Origin of the sequence: Bradyrhizobium sp. LB8.2 (assembly GCF_040548035.1) — a bacterium.
In the GTDB taxonomy this organism is placed as follows: domain Bacteria; phylum Pseudomonadota; class Alphaproteobacteria; order Rhizobiales; family Xanthobacteraceae; genus Bradyrhizobium.
The window spans coordinates 122,030-139,425 of record NZ_JBEPQV010000004.1 but is presented as its reverse complement, the minus strand read 5'-3'; the positions used below and the strand labels follow the sequence as shown (position 1 = coordinate 139,425).

General features: G+C 59.6%; 10 protein-coding genes. 1 reads left to right on the top strand and 9 read right to left on the bottom strand.

Translation table 11 applies throughout. The features are described 5' to 3' along the window. Positions 1–29 precede the first annotated feature (29 nt). From wecC to ABIB06_RS07015, 3 genes are read right to left on the bottom strand one after another with little or no spacing between them, the layout of a single operon-like run. A complete protein-coding gene (gene wecC, locus ABIB06_RS07025) occupies positions 30–1,292 on the bottom strand; it encodes a UDP-N-acetyl-D-mannosamine dehydrogenase (protein WP_354045401.1) in 1,263 nt (420 codons plus the stop codon). Next, complete coding sequence (gene wecB, locus ABIB06_RS07020; RefSeq protein ID WP_354045403.1) at positions 1,285–2,409, bottom strand: non-hydrolyzing UDP-N-acetylglucosamine 2-epimerase; 1,125 nt, start codon at positions 2,407–2,409, stop codon at positions 1,285–1,287. Before wecB ends, wecC begins: the two co-directional genes overlap by 8 nt. Before the next feature lie 3 nt (positions 2,410–2,412). Then, positions 2,413–3,207 carry a WecB/TagA/CpsF family glycosyltransferase gene (locus ABIB06_RS07015; RefSeq protein ID WP_354045405.1) on the bottom strand — a complete coding sequence of 265 codons (795 nt, stop codon included), beginning with the start codon at positions 3,205–3,207 and terminating at the stop codon, positions 2,413–2,415. Positions 3,208–3,396: 189 nt separating this feature from the next. On the opposite strand from ABIB06_RS07015, the gene ABIB06_RS07010 reads away from it, so the two are divergent. Continuing rightward, the gene (locus ABIB06_RS07010; RefSeq protein WP_354045407.1) at positions 3,397–4,284 is read left to right on the top strand and encodes a glycosyltransferase family 2 protein; all 888 of its coding nucleotides are present in this window, start codon (positions 3,397–3,399) and stop codon (positions 4,282–4,284) included. Between the two features lie 16 nt (positions 4,285–4,300). Here the strand turns inward: ABIB06_RS07010 and ABIB06_RS07005 are convergent, their stop codons facing one another. The 6 genes from ABIB06_RS07005 to rfbD all read right to left on the bottom strand — a co-directional run bounded on the left by ABIB06_RS07005 (position 4,301) and on the right by rfbD (position 17,392). Beyond that, entirely contained in the window at positions 4,301–5,473 is a 1,173-nt protein-coding gene (locus ABIB06_RS07005; protein ID WP_354068653.1) for a hypothetical protein, read from the bottom strand. A gap of 24 nt (positions 5,474–5,497) precedes the next feature. Beyond that, positions 5,498–6,925 carry an HlyD family type I secretion periplasmic adaptor subunit gene (locus ABIB06_RS07000; RefSeq protein ID WP_502916519.1) on the bottom strand — a complete coding sequence of 476 codons (1,428 nt, stop codon included), beginning with the start codon at positions 6,923–6,925 and terminating at the stop codon, positions 5,498–5,500. Continuing rightward, the gene (locus ABIB06_RS06995) at positions 6,922–9,126 is read right to left on the bottom strand and encodes a peptidase domain-containing ABC transporter (RefSeq protein WP_354045413.1); all 2,205 of its coding nucleotides are present in this window, start codon (positions 9,124–9,126) and stop codon (positions 6,922–6,924) included. The genes ABIB06_RS07000 and ABIB06_RS06995 overlap by 4 nt, the downstream gene beginning before the upstream one ends. 324 nt (positions 9,127–9,450) lie before the next feature. Continuing rightward, on the bottom strand, positions 9,451–15,507 hold the full coding sequence (locus ABIB06_RS06985; protein WP_354045417.1) for a DUF4082 domain-containing protein: 6,057 nt from the start codon (positions 15,505–15,507) through the stop codon (positions 9,451–9,453). A gap of 81 nt (positions 15,508–15,588) precedes the next feature. Beyond that, positions 15,589–16,494 carry a glucose-1-phosphate thymidylyltransferase RfbA gene (rfbA, locus tag ABIB06_RS06980; protein WP_354045419.1) on the bottom strand — a complete coding sequence of 302 codons (906 nt, stop codon included), beginning with the start codon at positions 16,492–16,494 and terminating at the stop codon, positions 15,589–15,591. Next, positions 16,403–17,392, bottom strand: a complete 990-nt coding sequence (rfbD, locus tag ABIB06_RS06975) for a dTDP-4-dehydrorhamnose reductase (RefSeq protein ID WP_354045421.1) — start codon at positions 17,390–17,392, stop codon at positions 16,403–16,405. Before rfbD ends, rfbA begins: the two co-directional genes overlap by 92 nt. Between the last annotated feature and the right edge of the window lie 4 nt (positions 17,393–17,396).

Sequence of the window (17,396 nt, the reverse complement as noted above, 5' to 3'; positions counted from 1 at the left end):
GTTTCATTAGGGAGTTACGGCTGTATGCACTATGTCCTCGCCGGCATATCCTGCCATATGCCTCGCGTATCGATGACGTCGAGGTGCCGCCGCTCTGCCAGCGGCACCATTTTGAACTCATCATGATCGACGAGGAGAAGCGCGATCTCGCAACTGCGCAGGGCTTCCTCGATACTCACGAATGCGACACGATGATCCGCCAGCTGAGGAGGCAGACGGCGCAAGTTCGGCTCGACAACCTTGATCCGTTCGCCGTATTTCGCCGCGAGATGCGTGGCTATCTCCATGGCCGGGCTTTCACGCAAGTCGTCGACATTGGCCTTGAAGGTCAATCCGCAACAAGCAACGTTCGCATATGGATGATCGTCGATCAGCGCCTCTGCGCGCTCGATGATCTTCTGTGTTTTGGCATTGTTCACTTCCCGACTTGTTCGCATCACACGTGCGAGGTCCGGCGCAGAATCAATGATGAACCAGGGGTCTACCGCAATACAGTGCCCGCCAACACCTGGCCCCGGCCGCAATACGTTTACGCGAGGGTGACGGTTGGCGATGTCAATCACCTCCCAGACATTGATGTCGAACCTGTCGCAAATCAGCGAGAGTTCATTGGCAAATGCTATGTTGGTATCGCGGAAGGCGTTTTCCGTCAGCTTCACCAGCTCGGCCGCGCGCGCCGTGGTGCCGACGCAAGCGCCGCGAACGAACATTTTGTAGAACCGTTGAGCACGCCGCGTGCAGGTTGGCGTAATCCCGCCGATGCACCTGTCGTTGTTGATTAGCTCGGTCAGAATCCGTCCCGGCAACACGCGTTCGGGACAGTAGGCCACGTAAATCGCTCCATCCTCCTTGCCGTTGACGCCTATGTGCAACTCTGGCCTGCGTTCAACGATCCGCTTTGCGATGGCTTCGGTGGTTCCGATGGGCGATGTCGATTCAAGAATGACAAGATTGCCTGGCGCAAGGAGATCTACGATATTGTCGACGGCCGCATTCACGCTTGACAAGTCCGGACGGTTCTCGCGATCGATCGGCGTCGGTACCGCGATGATGAAAACGTCGGCCGGCTGCGGCCTTTTGGACGTCGTGAGCGCGCCACTCGACACAACCTTGGAGACGAGACCGTCCAGATCGGGCTCGGCGATATGAATTTTGCCAGACGCGACGGTGTCGACGATGCGCTCATTGGTATCGATGCCAACCACCTGCAGACCTCGACTCGCAATAAGCGCCGCGGTCGGCAGACCGATATAGCCCAGTCCTAGGACATTGATCTTTTGGAATTCATGCATCGAGAAGGACCTTCACGATCCGCTCGCTCGCGTGCCCGTCACCAAACGGATTGTGCGAACGCGACATGGCAGCATAAGTCTCGTCATCGTCGAGCAGGCGAAATGTCTCCGCAACGATCCTCTCGTAGTTCGCACCGACCAGGCGCGCCGTTCCCGCTTCTACTCCCTCGGGTCGCTCGGTTGTCTCGCGCATCACCAGGACCGGCTTCCCGAAAGTGGGAGCCTCCTCCTGCACGCCGCCCGAATCTGTCAGGACCAAATAGGACAACGCGAGCAGGCTCACAAAATCTGTATACTCTTGTGGGGAAATAAGGACGACCCGCGGATGGTCCGAGAACCGAGACGCAAACATGTCGCGGACATTCGGATTTGGATGCACGGGGAGCACCACGGCAACGTCCTCCCTGCGCAGAATGGTCTCCAACGCGTTTACGATATTAAGGACACCGCCTCCGAAGTTTTCCCTGCGATGGCAGGTCACCAGGATGATGCGCCGATTGCCGTGACGCTTCTTGATGCCATCCCAGCGGCACGACAGTCCTGGGTCGGATTCGACCATGGCTTTGGCGAGAATGAGAGCGTCCACCACCGTGTTTCCGGTAACGTGAATGCGGTCATCCGCGACGTTTTCAGAACGCAACGCGCGCGCCGCGCGCTCTGTCGGGGCAAAATGTTGATCGGCGATCGAGCCGACGATCTTGCGGTTCACCTCCTCGGGCCAAGGCGCGAAGATATCACCGCTGCGTAGCCCGGCCTCGATGTGCGAGACCGGTATACGGTGATAATAGGATGCCAGTGCACCCGTCATGGCCGTCGCCGTGTCGCCCTGGACAATAACCCTGGTGGGCTTCAACTTTTCGAGGAGATCGCCGATTTGTCCGAGCAACCGGGCGGTCAGATGATCCAGCGTCTGATCGGTCGTCATGACGTTCAGATCAAAATCCGGGACCACTTTGGCCAGCTTGAGGACTTGATCAAGCAGCTGCCGGTGCTGTGCGGTCGCACAGATCGTCACGGAAATGTCCTTGCTCTTTTCGGCCTTGAGCAGATTGATGACCGGAAAGAGCTTGATTGCTTCCGGCCGGGTTCCCAGAAGGATGAAAAAATGCTTGCGCACGCCTCACCCTCCGATCCGGCTCGGACCCGGCGGAACGACGCCGGGCGCACCAAGCGGGTGGTGAAGGGCCTGCCTGACGAGGGCTTGCGCCAGGACGCCCGCAAACAGGGTGTTCGTCGTGGCGTATCGCCACCACATCCGCCCGGGCTCCTGATAGATGCGGTACAGCCATTCGAGGCCGAGCCTCTGAATCTGTACCGGCGCGCGCCGAACGGTGCCTGCTAGAACATCAAACGCACCACCGACGCCCATGATAAAAGGTATGCCGAGATTATCGCGGTAAGCGGCCAGAAAGCGCTCCTTCCGGGGGGTTGGCATGCCGATGAAGAGACAATCGGCCCTGCTGGATTGGATGTCCCGGACGACGTCACTCTCCTGCTCGCGTTTGAAGTAGCCGTCGTGCCAGCCCGCAAAGACAAGTGAAGGATGCTTCTCGCGCGCCACTTGCACGGCCTGCTGCAGTACGGCGGGAGTTGCTCCCAAGAAGTAGGGCATGAAGCCTTCATGCGCACATACCGCGAGCAACTCGGCGAGGAGATCCACACCCGCGACTCGCGACGTCGCCGGAAGCCCGAGTGCTCGAGCGCCCCAAGCAATGCCCATGCCGTCGATGCCGACAACGTCGCTGTTGGCCACATCGGCCGCGAGCACGGGATCGGATCGCATATTGACGAATTTAGCGACGTTCAGCGCCACATGCTGCAACCGCTGGCGGCTGCGCATGGCCCCGCGCGCCAGTTCGACGGTTTCCGCCATTGTCAGGAGGTCGACGGGGCATCCCAGAAATGATGCGCGCATTGGAACCTACTCCCAGAAACTGAAATCATATTTAAGTTTGCATTTAAGATTATTATCGAGATAATACGCAGCGAATATTTAATTGCAAGTTTTAAATGGACCGACTTTGCCGCGCACCACAGAAAATGAAAGCTGCCGCGCAAACGAGCAAGCGGCGAACGGGGCAGAAATTAAATAGGGAATCAACAGATGATTTCGGTCATTATTCCCCACCTCAACCAGCCTGACGCGCTGGAAGCCTGTTTGCGTAGCCTGGACGCACAGACCCTGACTCGGCACTCGTTTGAGGTCATCGTGGTCGACAACGGTTCGGCGACGCCCCCGATGGACATCGTTGCTGGTCATCCTGGTGTACGGCTGCAGCACGAATCGCACCCAGGTCCCGGCCCGGCGCGAAACGCAGGCGTCGCTGCTGCCAGCGGCGAGATCCTCGCTTTCATCGACGCCGATTGTCGGGCCCATCAGGATTGGCTGGGTAGCGTGATGAGATGGTTTCAGTTGTCGCCAGCTGGCACGGTTCTCGGGGGTGACGTTCGCATTTGGCGGCCGGACAACGCGAAGCTTGACGCCATTGCGGCTTATGAGAGCGTCTTCGCCTATCGCTTCAAGCTCTATATCGAACGCCACGGCTATTCCGGCACCGGCAATATGGCGGTGGTTCGCCGCGACTTCGATCGCGTCGGCCCTTTTGCCGGAATCGATGTCGCCGAAGACATGGAGTGGGGAGAGCGTGCGCTGCGCGCGGGCCTTCGATTTCGATACACCCCTGAAATGATCGTCTTCCATCCGGCCCGGGGCTCTCTCAAGGAGCTCTACACCAAATGGGATCGACACATCGCGCACTATCGCAACATGGCGGAAGGCAAACCTGTCTGGCGATTGCGCTGGCTCGCGCAAGCATTGCTCGTCCTCGCATCACTCGCACCAAACGCTGTGACTGTGCTCACCAGCGACCGCCTGCATGGTAGCGGCGTCCGCCTCAAAGCTATTGCCGTGTTGTGTGCTGTCCGAGCGCACCGCGCGATGACGATGCTCTCGCACCTAAGAAGCCGGCGAGCAGTAGCTTGGAATCGTTAGCGGAACGCCAAGTGCGTTAGATACCATCAAAGGCACAGTTGTGGGTTAGCTCCCGCACGCCGGTACGCCGGCCGAATGACCACAGAATCCAACCGAGTTCGTAGCTGCGGCACTCAAGCCGAACCCCCACGGCAGCGCTGTCGATCAGCGTCCCCCCTTTGTCGAGCCAGACGTTCTTGACCGCGCGCAACACCCGCGGCGCCTTGGTCTTCAATTCATGCTTGCGAACCTGCGAGCGGATGGTCAGGCCCAGTTCAGGCACGAGCATGATCCGGCCCAGCTGGTTGTGACCAAGTACCCAGTTGAATCCCTTGATCAGGGCGTCCCGCGCTCCTCGCTGCCCAAAGCGCTCGGCCCATTCCAGCAGCGCCGGGGCCATTCCATACTGATGGACTGAGTAGACTTCGTAGAAATCAAGAATGCGGCCGCTCAGCGCGTCGAAAAACCAGGGCCATTCGCCTTGTGGCCCTTGAACCGCTATCAGATCGCGCACACAAGTGTCGGCCATGACAAGCGCGGACGCATTGCCAGAGAATTCGCCATATTGGTAGCAGGCGATGGAGAGATAGGTCTGGGTCGCAAATGACGCGAAGCGGCGTCGAAAGCCACACGGGGCATCGAAGAACAGTCCTGACTCGCTATGGAAACGCTCCTTCAGGAAACGGAAGAGCGGGCCGGCGAAGCGCGTCCACTCCCTCTCACCTGCCCTGGCCTGAGCGACGACTCCCGTCAGCAGCATGCCCAGATCCTGCGCCCGAAACTCACTCCACCGCGACTCATCCGAAAGAATTCCTTTCACCTCGCGCTTCACCTGCTCCGGAATCGGAAGATCGAGCTCGGCGGCGGCCCACAAAGCCATGCCAAAGGCATATTTCCGCACAGGAAGGACAGTAAGCTTCATGACGTTTCGATAGAATATCTCTGGGATATCGATACCGGTCGGACGTTCCACGACCCGCGACATCCCGAGCAGGACATTGAGGGTATAAAACACGTCACTTTGCGGTATCGATTCGTTTGGGGAAGCACGTCCGTCAAGGTGATAAATGTGCGACCAACGGCGCTCCTCGGGTAACCAGCAGCGTTCCAGGCCCTTGAGCGCATAGTTTACCAGCGGTGAGTTTGGCGACGGCCTGTTCGCTGCAACGGGCACCGTGAGCTTCACACCAAAATTGGGGCCGATCATCATCGCACTACACCATGGTCAATCGGGTCAGTATTCCCGGATGCTTTCATCCAAACCGCGAAGCAAGGGATAGAGGAAATAGGAAATCACCGTGCGCGTTCCGAGCTTTATCTCGGCGGTGACCGCCATACCTGGCAGCAACTGGGCGCGTTCCGACGGCAGCCGAAGATGCGTGTCGCGCAAATCGATCAGTACGCGATAATAGGGAGCTGACGGGCGGCGCGCACCTTCGGCCTTCGCGTCTGGCGAGAATGAGTCCTGGCTGATGACCCCAACCTCACCAGTTGCCGTGCCGTACTTCTGGAACGGAAATGCTTCAAACTTGATTCGTACGGCCTGCCCGACCGTCAGCTGTCCTATATCCCTGCCCTCGACGTTGACCTCCGCCCGGAGCGTCTCGTCGCGAGGGACCAATACAAGCAATGTCTCGGCCTCGCGGATTACCGAACCCACCGTTCGATTGGCAATTTCAAGTACCACCGCATCTGCCGGTGCGTGTAGCACGATCAATTGCCGGCGAAGCTCCGCCTTCTTGAGCTCCTCCGCGGCGCTGTTACGCTTTGGCAGCGTCTCCACGAGATCCTGATACGAAGTACGGAGAAACTCTGCAGCGAAGACCTTTTGGTCTGCACGGGCCTTGTCCAGACGATGCATGTTGTCGACAATGGCGCCACGAACCCGCGCCAGGTTGCTTTCCACCTCCAGCCGCGCATCCCGGGACAGCAGGAAGTTCAGTCTTGAACCGACCTCCTTGGCCATCAACACGTTTCGCATGGCCTCAATCGACTGCATGGTGTCCAGCCGCTGGGTCAGAACGAACTCCTCGTCCTGGGCCGTCTTTAGATTGGCCTGAGCGGACGCAATCTGCGCGTCATAGTTCTGGATCTGAAGATCGTAAGCCGTCTTTCTCTGGAGGAATACCTTTCGCTGCAGCGCCTGATCGGCATTCGCCGGCTCGTCGATGAGGTACTCAGCGCCGTCCAATTCCGCCCGAACCCGGTCGATGGAGGCGTCCAAGCCCGCCAAGCGGCTGCGCAGTTGATCAAGATCGGCCTGAGAAAATGTCGGATCAAGGATCGCAAGGACGTCGCCGCGATCAACGAGGTCGCCGGCCTTAACGCGAATGTCCCGAATGACCGATGTTTCCAGCGGCTGTACAACCAGGTTGGGACGTGTGGTGATCAGCTTACCCTGTGCCGTCACAATCATATCAACACGCGACACGCATGCGAACGCGATCGCGGTCACGATCAGGGCGACGACACAATAGAGCGTGATCCGTCCTACGCGCGGTGGCGTTCCCTGCTCGATCTCGGCGGCGTCGGACTGGAATTCCGCAACTACGCGAGATGCCGTCGGCGTGGGCCTCAACAGCCCTCGCCGCCTCCGCGAAACCGTCGAAGGCCCCGATCTGCCGGAGCTCCCCTCCGCCCTGCTTTTCTCGGCGCCGGTCATGCGACCTGTCTCGTCTGCTGATTCCAGAGATGCCTGTAGATGGTACACTTCGACAGCAGCCCGTCGTGACGATCCACATCGACGATCCGTCCACGGTCGATGACCAAAATCTGGCCGGCATCCGACAGCATTGAAAGCCGGTGCGATACAATGATGACGGTTCGTCCCTCGGCGATACGCCGCAGATTGCGCCGAATGATCGCTTCGCTCTCGGAGTCCAGCGCGCTGGTCGCTTCATCGAGGATCAGAATGCGCGGGTTGACGATCAAGGCGCGGGCGATCGCAAGCCGCTGCTTTTGCCCGCCCGACAGGTTCGATGCCTGCTCCTCGAGCATGGTATCGAACCCCCTCGGCAGCCGCTCAATGAACTCGTCGGCACCGGCGAGCTGGGCCGCCCTGACAACTTCGTCGAACGTCGCGTCACGCTTCACGCAAGCGATATTTTCGCGCACGGTGCCGCGGAACAGGAAATTGTCCTGGAGCACGACCCCGAGATTCCGCCGCAGATGGGTGAGATCGATCTCACGCGAATCGTGGCCGTCAATCCGCACCAATCCCTGCTGCACCGGATACATTCCCGCGATTAGTCGCGTCAGCGTCGTCTTGCCTGAGCCGCTCCGGCCGACAATCCCAAAGACCGAACCGGGAGCGATCGAAAAAGACACGTCGTCCAGCGCCGGCGCACCCTCGCCGTAGCGGAAAGTGACGTTTTCAAACTCGATCTGGCCGGCGAACTCGGGACGCAGCCCCTCGCGACGGCCGTCCCGTTCCAGCTCCTTATTCATAACCTCGCCCAGCATCTTAACTGCCAGCGCGACCTCCTGATATTCGTGGACCATGGTCACCATTTGCACCAGCGGCCCCGAAACCCGTCCCGCCAGCATGTTGAAGGCGACCAGTGCGCCGATCGTCATCTCGCCACCGAAGACGTCCAGCGCGCCCAGGGCCACGATGCCGAGCGTCATCATCTTCTCGAGAAAACCGGTCAGCGCCTGGGCGCCCGCCGAAATCTTTTCAACCCCAAACCGCATCGACACCGATTGCGCGCAGCGATCGTCCCACGCCCTGTTCTGGTTGGGCTCCATGGCCAACGACTTCACCGTGCGCATCCCGTGCACCGTCTCGACCAGAAGAGCCTGGCGGCCAGCTTCGGCTTGGTAGAGCTGGTAGAGCCGCCGCCGGAACGGTCCCATCAAAATCACAACCACGCTGCCGCTGATGGCGGTAAAGGCCAGGACGACGCATGTCAGCTTGACGCTGTAGAGCGCGAGGACCGGCAGGAAGACGAACAGCGAAAGCGCGTCCAAGGCGGTCAGGAACAGCCGACCGGTCAGAAACTCGCGAATCCGCCCGGCCTGCTGCATGTGCTTCACCAGGACGCCGGCCGAGATGCGCTCGAAGAAGGTTACGGGAAGCCCCAAAAGATGCCGGAACGTTTTGGTCGCAACCCGGATGTCGATCTTGTTCGTGGCATACAGCAGCAGGTAACGACGCAAGAAGCTGAATATGGCATCGAAGGAGAGCGCTATGATCGCGCCGGCCGACAGTACGTAGAGCGTCGTGAGACTCTCGTGCACAAGGACCTTGTCGATCACGAGTTGAAAGAAGATCGGAAGCGCGAGGCCGAGCGCATACAGGAAGACGGCGGCGATCGCGACGTCAGAGAACAATCGCCATTCCCGGAGCATTTCGGGTACGAACCAGCGCAATCCAAAGGCCCTTTGGCCCTGTGTTGAACGCCTCTCGGGCTTGAACAGGATAACCTTTCCAAGCCATCGGGCACAAAACCGTTCAGCATCGACGAGCAGCGGCTCGCCCCTCCGCTCAGCCAGGGGATCAAAGACGGTTACAGCATCGCGATCCGGTCCCGCGTCGACCACCAGGACCCAGTTCTGGTTCGAGAGCTGAACAAGAGCCGGATAGGCTTCGCCAAGCCGACGTAGCGCCTTCCAATCGAGCTGCGTCGCCCTTGCCCGAAGGCCGGCCTCATGTGCTATGCGTAGCAAGAGATCGGTCGAGATGCCGCCATCGTCGACGGCATAAGCATGCCGCAGCCGGTCCGACGGCAGATCGATACCGTGATGAGCAGCGACCCTCGATAGGCACTCAAGCGCGGTTTGAGCAGCCCAATGCGGCTCGTCCTCAGACGGCGGCGGTGCCGGTTCACACGTCGCGATTTCAACGGAAGTTGGTTGAGACATTTGGAGATCTGGAGCTATCCGAAACCGATGACGAAGGCTCAACTGGTGCGGTTGCCTGTGGCGGTGTAGTCGGCGGCCTTGGCCGATTGCGCTGAACGACGCCGGCGTCCACCAGACCCCGAAGGGCGTTTTGCATCACCTCGACAGAGTTCGCGAAGGATTCCGCCGAAAAGATCAACCTTTGGCGAAACACCTTCTTTGGCGCATTGTTGGCGTCACGTTCCGTGGGCGAGAGACTGACCAAGTCCACCCGCACGATCGCCCCGCCAATTGTGACCTCGTCAATCCCGTCGGTATATAGCTCCGTATGCATTCCGATTCTCCCTATGCTGCGAGCTGCGGCCTGAAGAGGACGTCAACCGCGTAGCTGGTCGCGTTGAAGGTGTTGGTTGGGAAGAGGCTTCCGGATCCGTACGCATAGACGCCGTTCCCCCCGCTGGACGTGGATGACGGGGCGGTCAACGATCCGTTGGTTAGCGAACTGGCAAACAGATTGGTATCTGCCGAGTAATTCCCAGCAGTGTGGTAGGAGGCGATATAGGTCGTCCCCGCGGCTATCGTCACCGGCGTACTGAAATTGACCTGCTGCCAGCCGCTCGCTGCCTCGTTCGCGAAGGTGGCGGTAGCTAGCAACGTGCCCGTGCTGCTCCAGAGATCGGCGACGTGCGTTCCCGTGTTGGATGGCCCCTTGTAAAAGCGCAGACCGACGATGTCGCCCGAGTTGGACGCCTGGAACTTCATGCCGAGCTCCACGGAATTCGGATCGTTCACTGTAACCACGCCGGGCGTTGGATTCGCGCTGAACAGACTCACCGTGCTCGCCGACGGCGCATGGACGGTCACATCCACACTCGCGCTTGCCGTACCGCCCTGACCATCCGAGATAGCGTAATTGAACGAAGCCGGTCCGGTGTATCCGTTGGCTGGAGTGAACGTCACCGTATTATTCTGAGAACTGAAACCGACGGTACCGTTGACGGCTCCGCTGACGCCCGTGATCGTTAGAGCGTCCCCGTTAGGATCGGTATCGTTGGCTAGAAGAGCCGCCCCGGAGATGCCGAGCGGCACGTTCTCGGTCGCATTGAAGCCGCTGTCATTGCTGGCGATGGGGGGCTGGTTCGTGCCGCCGCTCGAATTGTTGAATACGACGTCGACCCAGTAATTGGTGGCGGCGAACGTGCTGGTGGGAAGCAAATTTCCTGTCCCGTAGGTGTAGACACCATTGTTGCTCGCGGGGGCCGTGAGTGGGCCGTTCGTCTGAGCAGTGGTGAAGTCGTTGGGCGTATCGGCATAGTGGCCGTTGCTGTGGAAGCTCGCGACGTAGGTGGTGCCGGCCGCGATCGATACCGGGCTGCTGAACGTGACGGTTTGCCAACCGCTGCTGGTCTCGTTGGAGAAGGTTGCCGTGGCCAGGAGCGTCCCTGTGCTACTCCATAGCGAGCCGGTGTGAGTGCCGGTGTCATTTGCACTCTTGTAGTACTTGATGGCGGTAATGGTTCCGGCCGCCGAGGACGTAAAACGTACGCCAACATTGACTTGCGAGGTGTCGGACGTCGACAGCACCGAGGGCGTATCGGAGCTCGAGAACAAACTGACCGTCGACGGCGCTGTGCCCACCACAACATTGAACGTCTCGCTGGCGGCGAGGCTGCCGAGATCGGTCGCAGTTGCCTTTACGCTGAGCGTGCCTATATCGCCAGACGCCGGTGTGCCGCTGAAGGTCCGGGTGGCGGCGTTGAAACTCAGCCAGGCAGGCAGTGGCGAGCCGTCGGCGGCGGTTGCCGTGTAGGCGAGCGAATCGGCGGAATCGACGTCAGTGAAGGTGCCGGCAGGCAGCGTCAGCGAGAACGCGGAACCAGCCGTTGCCGTTTGGTTGCCGGTCTGGACCGCCAGCACCGGCGCGTCATTAGCACCGTGAACGGTGATCGTGAGTGTCGTGGACGATGTCGCACCGGCGGCGTCGCGCATCGTGTAATTGAAGGCATCAGTCAGCGTGTTGGTCGCAAGCCGCAGGGCCTGCACCGCGGGATCGGTTTCGTTGACGGTATAGGTGAAGGCTCCCGTCGCATTCAGCACCAGGCTGCCATGCGCTCCATTCAGAGCCGAGCCCAGCGTGCCGGAGGTCGAGCCGAAGCTGACCGCAGTCACTGTCTTGGTGTCGCCGGCCTCCGGATCGGTGTCATTGGTCAGTACGTTTCCCGCAGCGGGCGAGCCGCCCGTGCCGTTGTTGAGGCCGCCTTTCTCCGTGGCGTCGCCCGTATCGGCGACCGCTGTCGGCGGTGTGTTGGTGTTGGCGGATCCGTTGAAGACCACGTCGACGAAGTAGTTGGTCGAGTTGAAGACGCTGGTCGGGAAGACGGTTTCGGCTCCGTAGCTATAGACACCATTTCCCGCGGCCGCGACGCTCAGCTGGCCATTGGTCATTGACGTTGTGAAATAGCTCTGAGTGTCCGAATAGTTGCCGTTGGTGTGGTAGGAAGCGACATATGTCGTGCCTGCGGTAACGGCTATCGGACTCGAAAAGCTTACCTGCTGCCAGCCGCTGGAAGTCTCGCCGCTGAAGGTCGAAGTGCCAAGCAGCGTTCCCGTCGCAGTCCAGAGATGCGCGACGTGGGCACCCGTGTTCAACGAGCCCTTGTAGAAGCGCAGGCCGGTTATCGTCCCGTCGACCGAGGCGCTGAATTTGACGCCCACTTCGACGGAGCTTGTATCACCCGAATTGGTCACGCTCGGCGTGTCGTTGGTGCCAAACAGGCTCTGGGCAGATATCGGATAGTTGACGTTGAGAAACACCTGTCCCGTTCCACCGGCTCCGCCGGAATCGGTGATCGTGTAAGCGAACTGTGCCGCTCCCGCGTAATTCGCGGTCGGGGTGAACGTCACCGTCTGAGTCTGAACGTTGTAGGTTACGGTGCCATTGGCCGGATTGCTCACGCCGCTGATCGAAAACGATCGGCCGGCGGGATCCGTGTCATTGGCAAGCAGCGCCGATGCCGCGATGTTCAGCGTACCGTTTTCCGTGACCGTGAACCCACTGTCATTGTTGGCCTGCGGCAGCTGGCTGTTGTCCCTGAAGACGACATCGACCCAGTAATTGTCTCCTTTTGCCATCGAGATGCTGTTGGGGAAAAGCGGTCCTGTCCCATAAGCGAAGACGCCGTTCAGGCCGCCGCCCGTCGCTGTCAATGAGCCGTTGGTGTGCCCTGCATTGTCGAAGTAGAAGTCGGTCGTGGAATAGTGACCGGTGTTCGTATGGTATGAGGCGATGTAGGTCGTCCCGGCCTGTACATGCACCGGGGTCGTGAAATTGACCTGTTGCCAGCCACTCCCCGTTTCGTTGGTGAATGTAGCGCTTGCAAGCAGCGTCCCGTTCGCCGTCCAGAGATCGCCGAGATGCGTTCCGGTGTTCTGGGTACTCTTATAGAACCGGATGCCGGTAATATCGCCGGAAGCCGCGGCAACGAACTTGACACCCAGCTCCACAGCGCCGGCGTCGGGAGTGTTGACAACGGCCGGCGTGTCCGAGAGACTGAAGATCGTCAGGTTCGACGACGGCGTCACTATGTAAGCAACGCCCGTACCTGGCAATTCGAGGTTCAAGCTATCATCGACAGCCCTGCTCTGGATCTTCAATTGTCCCGGCGCGCCGGCCGCGAATGTATACGTCCATGTTACATTCGACGCTCCAACGGTGCTGCTGGCCGGATGCCAGATGCTGCCGCCGTCGGTTGAAACTTCGACACCACCGACCACCCCCCCGGCGTCGCTTGCCGTTCCGGTCACAGTGATAGATTGGCCTTCTACCACGCTTGTGGCGGAGAGATTTGCGATCGTCGAGGTCGGGCCCGTATGATCGGTCGATTGGGCGGCAATCACCAGACTTGCCTGCAGCGTCGCTGGTTGCACGCCCATGTCCGCAAACAGATTGACCATGGCCTGCTGGACATTCGGATCAGTCGGCGTCGCCGGCGCTAAGTTGTACTGATCATGGCCCGATGCAAGACCCCAGGACCAGAACACGGTGCCGGCGCTAAAGACGAGAGCACCGCTCACAGGATCACGAAATTCTACCAAGTTGTGGGTTGCGGTACCGCTGCCCGTCGTATTGCCGTAGTCAAGTAGGTATTTTGTGGTTTGGAGAGTGGTCGACGACACATCCACCAGTCCAGCCGGACGGAAGCCGTTGTCTGGCGACGAATCCCATTCGTAGCCCAACAGGTTCGGGGTCAGCGATGCAGTTTGTCCTTGGGCCGTCCCTGCGATCGGCGCGTTACGCCAGAGCCTCAATTGGGTCATTCCGTACGGAATCTTGATCGTGCCGTAGGAATCCCCGTCCACCTGAAAGACAGTGCCGGTCAGCGCGTTGGAGGGAATGCCTGACATGCCTCCGGTTGACGCAAAACGCGCGTCCATGAATGTTCCCGTTGCCGTCCCTGTTGGGTCAATCAACTGATTGGCATGGGTGTCCTTGTACGTGATCAAGGTGCGGTTTGCCGTGTGGCTGGGATCAACGCTGGGTGCAAGCCTCGTCTGCCAATACACTTCGTTACCGCTCAGAAACGTCAGATTGACGCCCGCGTGACCGGCGGCCTGGACGTTGGAGACCTGGCTATCGGTCCAGTATTCGTCGTGACCGACCTCCATATAAACCTGATGATTCAGCAGCAGCGATCCGTTGGTTGCCGCATCGATGCTCGAAATGTAGGAGACGTCGTACCCGTTTTGCTCAAGCCAGTAGATCGCCGGATATTCCGCAGAGAACACCATGTCATTGGAGGTGCCCTCGAGCCCCCCATCACGCGTGGTGATGGGACGATTGTAGCTTACGGCGTAGGCAGAACCGTTCACGCCAGGTCCGTTGCCAGTGTAGAGATTGGCCCCGCCCCAAGGGTTGTATGCCTCCCAAGTTTGGTCAGACGTCTGGAACACGATTGCGCTATTTGACCCATCGCTACGAACGACAAACGGAATTTGGAAAATCTGCGTGCCGTCAATGACGTTGGCAATGTAGACGCCTGACACGGCGGTCGTCGGAACCGCCCAGGAGTCAGTCACGCTCCAGTTGCCGGCGTCCACGAGACCGGTGGACGCGTCCTTTAACGGGGCCGGTTGCATAACCGAGGCCGCAGCCTGATGCTGTAAGCTCGTAATCAGTCGCGCACCGTTCCCGCCGTAGTAACCAAGCCGGTAGATATCGATGTGGTAGTTCGGCGCGCCGGTCTGGTTGTTGATCTTAAACTGAACGGTGCCGCCGATATCGGTACTTATCTCCGTCGTGAAGCCCTGGATTTTTGTTGAGTCTGCGCCAGCGTCGATCTGCCAGATGCTTTGCGGCGTGCCTTGTTTCTGATTCTCCAGCACGATGGGGTTCGTTGCAGCTGGGTCCGCAACAATGGTGCCGCCCTGCCCGTCGCTTGCAAAGGTCCAGTTCCGGTCATTCCCGGAGAAGAGCAACGTGACGTTGCCGGCGCCGTTGCCGAAATCGACTGTGCTGATGTTTGAGATGCTGTCGTAATGAACCGATACCGACATCGTTGACGTGAAGGAAAAATCCCTGAGATCGATGAGATTGCCGGCCGAAAGCGGCCGATCCGGCGATGAACTTCCGATCAGGCCGTGGAATTGAGCGGAGTGATCGAGCATAAGGGTGCCGGCTTTCGTCTCGAACGACACGGTTATTCCGGAAAATGATCCACTCAAGACTTGCCCAGAGACCGCCCCTCCGATCTCGAGAGTCGCCTTGTCGGAAATCGTGAAGTCCCCCGATCCGCGGACCTCTCCCTTAAAATCTGCCGCAGCTGCGCGATCACCGCTGAAAGATCCCAGCTTGATGTTCCCGTTGTTTGTTGCATCGCCCTCTACGACGAGTGAGCTTCCGGCCCCGAGCGAAACCGCCGCATCTGCATCGACAACCAGCCTGCCTATGTCGACGTTGCCTGCGGTCGCAACAACATAGGATCCCGGCGCATCGATGAACGCGCTCGAGGCGATATCCGGAACGCCCGCACTCCAGTTCGCAGCAACATTCCAATAACCGCCGCTCGAATTGATCCAACGAGTCGCGCCGGATAGCTGAGCAGGCAATGTCGCCTGCAATGCTGCGGCAGCGTGACCGCGCACACCGCCGATGGCGGTCAGCTGCCAGGAACTTGCACCCTGACCTGCGCCCACACTTACCTCGGCCCCGACGTTCGAGTTCCCAACTGGCAGGTCTGCGCGGGGCGGAAGCCAGAGCGGCTGCCACGCCGGCAGATTGCTGCTCCAGGTCGCGGCCCAGAAGGGCGGCCGTTCCAGGACTGGGATTGTCGGGTTGAAGTCACCTTCTTCCAAAAGGAGAGGCCTTGCTCCTCGATAGAAGACGCTCGACCTTTGATTCAGCATGGCCAGCCTCTCGAAATTCCAATCAATACATTTAATTTAAATGGATAGCGAACGTCAATTAATTATATAGTGATTCAATATTCAAATCAGGCGCCCCCCAACAACGGAATCGGCAGCCGGAAGGCGCAGGATTTCGCTGAGATATATGCCATATCCGCTCTTCTCCAGCGGCTGAATCAGCGCGAGCAGCTGGTTTCGATCGATGAAGCCTTGCCGAAAGGCGATCTCCTCGAGACAAGCCACCTTCATGCCCTGCCGCTTCTCAAGGGTTTGCACGAACGTCCCCGCATCGATAAGCGACTCGACCGTGCCGGTGTCCAACCACGCGTATCCCCGCCCCATGCGCTCGACATGGAGAGCGTCCTCGGAGAGATAGCGCATTTGCAGGTCGGTGATCTCGAGCTCTCCGCGGGCCGACGGTTCGACGCGACGGGCATACCGCACCACGCGGTTGTCAAAGAAATAGAGACCGGTGATTGCCCAGTTCGAGGTCGGCTTGCTCGGCTTCTCCTCGATTCGTATCGGACGATCCGCCTCGTCAAACGTAACGACGCCGTATCGTTCGGGATCGCGCACGTGATACGCGAAGACCGTCGCCCCCTCCTCGCGGGCGGCAGCCCTGGCGAGCAGTTCACGCAAGCCGCCGCCGAAAAAGATATTGTCTCCGAGCACCATTGCCACGCGGTCGGTCCCGATGAAATCGGCACCGACTGTGAACGCCTCCGCGAGTCCTCCCGGACGGGGTTGCTCCGCATAACTGAGGCGAATGCCCCATTGGCTTCCATCCCCGAGCAATCGTTCAAAGTGGCACCGATCTGCCGGCGTGGTGATGACCAAGATCTCGCGGATCCCCGCCAACATCAGCGTCGACAGGGGATAATAGATCATCGGCTTGTCATAGATCGGGAGCAACTGCTTGCTGACCACGCGCGTGATCGGATAGAGGCGCGTTCCGCTGCCGCCAGCCAGCACGATTCCCCTCAGCATCGGCTTCTCCTTCTCCGACCAGTTGGTTAAGACAGGCTTCGAGTGAATCGCGCCAGGGCGCCAGTCGAATTCCGAACACGCGTTCGGCCTTGGATGTATCTAGGCACGAGTTCCGAGGTCGACGTGCAGCGGTCGGAAACTCTTCAGTCGTGATCGCCTCGAGCGCCGGAATCCGCGCTCCACGACGTGAAAGCTCGTCGAAGATTGCCTGCGCAAAGTCATGCCAGCTCGTCTCGTCTTGACCGGCAAGATGAAAGATGCCGGCCGTGGCCCTGCGATCGTCCGTCACTGACCGTTCTGCGATCCGAAGGACGGCGTCCGCGAGGTCGAACGCGTAGGTCGGATTTCCATGCTGATCGCGAACAACCCTTACAATCTGCTGCGTCTCACATAGCCGCAGCATCGTTCGCACGAAATTGCTGCCATAGGGGCTGTAAAGCCACGAGCATCTGATCACGGTTGCGAGCGGGTGCGCTGCCAATACAGCAGCTTCACCGGCAAGCTTGGACGCGCCGTAGACGTTCAACGGCGCGGGAATGTCGCTTTCGTCGTACGCATCGGGTTTCGCCCCGTCGAACACATAGTCGGTCGAGAGATGGATGAGTGGAATATTCAGCTGCCATGCAACATCTGCCAATGCCGCCGCGCCATCGCGGTTGACGCTGAACGCTTTCGCTGCTTCAGATTCGGCCCGATCTACCGCCGTATAAGCGGCCGCATTGATGATAGCAGACGGCGCGATCGACGCGATGAGCTTGTCGATCCCTTCGCGGTTCTCTAGATCGAGTTCTGGGCGCCCGAGAGCCACCGCAGGCAGACCGCGCATCGCAGCAAGATCACGAAGACACGTTGCCAACTGACCATTCCGTCCGGAAATGAGGATGGGTCGATCTGTCATCTTC

What these genes read in the sequence shown, in the direction of transcription:
- wecC (WP_354045401.1), bottom strand. Translation starts at nt 1,292, where the DNA reads ATGCATGAATTCCAAAAGATCAATGTCCTAGGACTGGGCTATATCGGT.
- ABIB06_RS07015 (WP_354045405.1), bottom strand. Translation starts at nt 3,207, where the DNA reads ATGCGCGCATCATTTCTGGGATGCCCCGTCGACCTCCTGACAATGGCG.
- ABIB06_RS07010 (WP_354045407.1), top strand. Translation starts at nt 3,397, where the DNA reads ATGATTTCGGTCATTATTCCCCACCTCAACCAGCCTGACGCGCTGGAA.
- ABIB06_RS07005 (WP_354068653.1), bottom strand. Translation starts at nt 5,473, where the DNA reads ATGATGATCGGCCCCAATTTTGGTGTGAAGCTCACGGTGCCCGTTGCA.
- ABIB06_RS07000 (WP_502916519.1), bottom strand. Translation starts at nt 6,925, where the DNA reads ATGACCGGCGCCGAGAAAAGCAGGGCGGAGGGGAGCTCCGGCAGATCG.
- ABIB06_RS06995 (WP_354045413.1), bottom strand. Translation starts at nt 9,126, where the DNA reads ATGTCTCAACCAACTTCCGTTGAAATCGCGACGTGTGAACCGGCACCG.
- ABIB06_RS06985 (WP_354045417.1), bottom strand. Translation starts at nt 15,507, where the DNA reads ATGCTGAATCAAAGGTCGAGCGTCTTCTATCGAGGAGCAAGGCCTCTC.
- rfbA (WP_354045419.1), bottom strand. Translation starts at nt 16,494, where the DNA reads ATGCTGAGGGGAATCGTGCTGGCTGGCGGCAGCGGAACGCGCCTCTAT.
- rfbD (WP_354045421.1), bottom strand. Translation starts at nt 17,392, where the DNA reads ATGACAGATCGACCCATCCTCATTTCCGGACGGAATGGTCAGTTGGCA.